Source organism: Paracoccus sp. (in: a-proteobacteria) (genome assembly GCF_046462195.1).
GTDB lineage: Bacteria > Pseudomonadota > Alphaproteobacteria > Rhodobacterales > Rhodobacteraceae > Paracoccus.
On the sequence record NZ_JBKGUN010000251.1, the window covers coordinates 1 to 4,063 of the forward strand.

The following is a 4,063-nucleotide window of genomic DNA, read 5'->3' on the forward strand; positions in this document are numbered from 1 at the left end:
CTCCAGTTTCAAACGCTTCAGTCCTCAGGGGGCAGAACAGCCTTTCTTTTCGGCCATTGCTCAGCCAGCCCTGACAGACGAGCTTTATAAAATCCCTCATGATGGTCCTGTGCATCAATCTAGACCTTGGAAACGGATCGCGTCGAGGTAGCGGCTGGCAGATTGCTTAAAGCAAACGACCTTGCCAGCAGCGGCTTGGCTGCAGACGATCGGTTATGGGCCACCAGTTTCCCTTCTTCCGGGCTGATTGACGGTTCAAGCCTGAATGATCACTGACGAAGGGAAGACATCTTGCGCATGTTCATAGTTGCTTGGACCGGGCAGACGGCAACAGGTGCCAAGCCGCCTGACCTTTCCCGGCTGCTGAGCCAAAATTCCTGCCAAGCTCCGGCATGGCTCAGGAAGGGAACGCGACATTTCCTCAACGTGTGCGGCAGCCTGTTCGGCACGCAAGTGAACTGAGAGATGCTGCCGCGCAGCCATCTGCGCTGACTGGCCGCCGAACAATCATGACCTTCCGGCGACCTGCCCTCGGCTTTTCTACACATGAAATACTGCTACGAACCGCAACCTGTCCGGTTCGACCGGATCAAGTGCAGCGAACCTACACGATGTGCCGGCAGCAATCTGTCGGATCTGCACGCTCTCCAGTTATGCCAGAGTTTCTTGCTAAGGCCCTATATCGGAGACGCGGTGTGAAACCGGATTGACAACTGGGCGCGGTTTCCTGAGCAGCAGGGTCCCAGTCACCTCCCCGGCTTGGGATCAACCATCGCAGCAACATGCCGCACGATGTCGACCTGCCGGCCGCACTCAGTTTTGCGGTAAATATTCTTGAGTTGAGTTCGGACCGTATCGGATGAGGTGTGCCGTTCCGCGGCAATCTGCTCGGGTGTCAGACCCTCTATCAGATGCGCAACAATGCCAGTCTCCGCTGCCGACAAGCGGTGCATGACCCCGAACTTCCGCACTGCCTCGCGAAGGGCGCGAACGGGAGACTCCAGACGCATGAAGCAGTCCATGGCGCCGACATGGGCGCCGCCAGTCGCGCCCGGGCGATAGATACATGCCCGGATCGGAAGGATCCCGTTCCTTCGCTTCAGATGGCAGTAATGGACCGCCGGTGAGACAACAGTTGAACCTCGATCTGGCGCGAGCACCTTCTGAATGATCCGCAAGCACTCCACGTCCTTGCAAACAAGGCGGCCTAATGGTCCAATCGTTAGCTCCTCAGTTTCCTGCATCATGGCAAGTGCGTTACCATTGGCCGAGACGACCCTCAGCTTGCCATCAATCCGCAGTATGCCAGACGTCGGATCTTCCGTTGTCATGGCGGACCGATACGAGCCGAAGGCCCGCGTCAGATGTGGCACAAACGAGGAGATGATGGCCTTGGCACGATCAACACGATCTGCCTCGGCGTCCGCGCATACGATACTGAAGAAGAAGTGGCGATCTTCATTGCGGTCGAGCGTCACCCCAAGACCGGTGGTGATGTCCTGGGGCCGCAGGTAGTCAGAGTAGAAATCTGTCCGCAAGAGCTTCTCGCGCGGGAGCATCTCGTCGGCCTGCACGACGCGGCCCAAAGGACGGATCATGGCGTGGTCCATCCAGGGATTGATGGCGCAATACTTCTGATTGTACTTCTCCACCATGTCCTGATCAAGGCCACCGGCCAACGAATAGGCCCCTCGCCGCGACGCCTTGTCGTGGTGAAAAAGAACGGTCTGCCCGTTCGGCAGCAGGCTTCGGCTGTGCTCCATGAAGGCTTGCCACGGTGCTTCGCCAAACATGGCGGCATAAAGATGATCGATCAGTTCGCTTGCCAGCGGCGGTTCTGTCGGAGCGTTCATCTGTAGCCCTCCATCGTCGCGATCTTCAGCGATACCCTGTTCAGGGTATTCTGACCTCATTAACCATACCATAGTCTGAGTTCAGTGTGTTTGTCTGTAATATCACTCGACGCTTTCGATGTGCGCTTCTCACCCTCCTCCGCGCCGCACCGTGCGTTAATGTTTACCTGATTTGTGTCGTTTAAATGGAGAGTTTAATGATTGAACTTTTGATTAGCGCCTGCGCGTTTTCCGCTCAACTGGCAGAACCCCTGCCCCAATGCCGCGATTTCAGCCTCTTGTTCGACGCGCATGAGGTCAGCATCATGACCTGCATGGTGCATGGGCAGCCTCAGGTCGCAAAGTGGAAGGAAACACATCCTGATTGGAGGATTGAACGCTGGCAATGCCGTCCACGTGACCTGCGTGAAAGCCGGGCGTAAGACATTACTTCGTCGCTTGCTTGCAATTTCCATATGCCGAACAGGACACTGTCATCATCAAAGCACACATTGCAGCCACCCAGACCTGTCTGGTGACATAGTCATTGCGTTCCCCTTGCCGGCGGAAACGAACCATCTGGCAGAGGGGCTAAATCCCTCTCCAGAGAGAGAGCCAGAGGCCCACGGCGCATCAACAACCTGTGCGGGCCGTCCATTGCAGGCACTATCTTTGTAACGCGGCTGCACAAGCGCCTTCGCGCTGGCCAATCACATGCGCGCCGCACCCGCACCGTCCGATAATCTCTAAGTTCGAAGCAGGAGGCGGAGCGCGGGTGGCGTCATGAAACAATTCATCCAAAAGTGCCTGTTGCGAGGTATTGACGCCGCTCACTGCCATGCTCGGTCCCAAAGATGCTTATGTGACTACCACAATTCGAGTCTTACACATAAGCTTTGCAGGCTGACCTCACTACGGCCGGCTTGCACGGATCAGACAAATAGGAACGGTATGAGGAAATAGTTGTACCTGTACCACCCCATCGTCAGGACGCTGGACTTCCTGTGTTCGATGCGCCTGCACAAGCCACACGTCGTCAATGTCCTTGCTCGGCCAATGGAAGCTGATGGCCTGCTGCAAGAGATCGTCATCGACCATAGTGCTGCCAGCTGGCGGGACATCAACCTCATGCTGGAGTGGTTCAGCTGGCCAGCTGCCTATCAAGATGGCGGATCAAGTGGCTCAACAATGTGCTTGAACAGGGTCCCGCTTCCTCGCGGGCAAGGTGAGTTTAATCTTGGCTTCAAGGGCTTCATGTCAGCTTGCGGACGGCGAATTATTAATACGATCTATAGAAGCCAATTCCACCTTGGGCCCGGAGGAGCGAAAAAAGCTAGTCAGGGTGTGAAGAGCATCACGGCCCTGCACTCCTAGGACATACAGGACAGTAAGGCGTGCTGCATTGACAACATGTCGCGGAATGCCGGGTCAGAGGTGCAAGCGATATTATTGTCTGATCCGTCCGTCATAGGTACCGGGTTTGTGTCCATCCTGCCCATGCGGACCTGCAGGAGCCCGAATTGACCCGGAAGCCCGATGCGCGCTCAATGGCGGGAACCAGCATATTCCTGGTAATCCCGACGCAATCTGTGCACGCTGCACGACCATCTGGAACTCTGTTTTGTGTTTCAGCGTGGCGCCAATGTTTCTGCCCATCGTTTCTAGCGTATAGTAATGGGCTGCGCGAACGGGTCAATATTGCACGTTTGGTTGATAAAGATGACATCCGTCGCCGGGATCGTCGAAAGTATGTCATCGGTCACCGCAATGCGGCCTATTCAAAGCCTTCTTGAAGCAGGGGTGCGACGCCGGCCTCGGTGCGGTCGGCCGTACCTTGCTTGAAGTTCTCCACCTTCTTGGGGTCAGCGTCGACACCGATGACGCGATAGTGCTGGCTGGCCAGCAAATCGGCAGTGGCAATGCCAGACTGGCCCAATTCAAGTACCGAAACTACGGGAGCTTGGGGTTCCGGACGAACAAGGGCGATATTCTTGTGCGAAAACTGGTGAACGTCATGACAGCTCGATCTGGTTGCACACTTGTCGTTAATGACTGCTCAGGAGCTCGATACCCGAAGCAGCAAGCATGGGTATTGGGAGAGGTCGCAACTATCCCGAACAGTAGACCTCATACCCTCGGTCACCTCTTGGAGTGGAGCAGAGCCTAGCCTCCAGCCGCATCGTCTTCCTGCTCCTCTGGGTGCTTCAGGCCTGGCAAGGGGACCTGCTGGA

General features: G+C 56.2%; 3 protein-coding genes. 2 read left to right on the top strand and 1 reads right to left on the bottom strand.

What is annotated here, in order from left to right; all coding sequences use genetic code 11:
• Nucleotides 1–746 precede the first annotated feature (746 nt).
• A complete protein-coding gene (locus ACLHHB_RS15610; RefSeq protein WP_410219205.1) occupies nt 747–1,853 on the bottom strand; it encodes a helix-turn-helix transcriptional regulator in 1,107 nt (368 codons plus the stop codon).
• Nucleotides 1,854–2,050: 197 nt separating this feature from the next.
• Between ACLHHB_RS15610 and ACLHHB_RS15615 the strand changes: the two genes are divergently transcribed.
• Both ACLHHB_RS15615 and ACLHHB_RS15620 read left to right on the top strand, forming a co-directional pair.
• Complete coding sequence (locus tag ACLHHB_RS15615; RefSeq protein ID WP_410219206.1) at nt 2,051–2,275, top strand: hypothetical protein; 225 nt, start codon at nt 2,051–2,053, stop codon at nt 2,273–2,275.
• A 520-nt stretch (nt 2,276–2,795) separates the two neighbouring features.
• Nucleotides 2,796–3,206: a hypothetical protein gene (locus tag ACLHHB_RS15620; RefSeq protein WP_410219207.1), complete on the top strand. Its 411-nt coding sequence runs from the start codon at nt 2,796–2,798 to the stop codon at nt 3,204–3,206.
• The last annotated feature ends 857 nt before the right edge of the window (nt 3,207–4,063 follow it).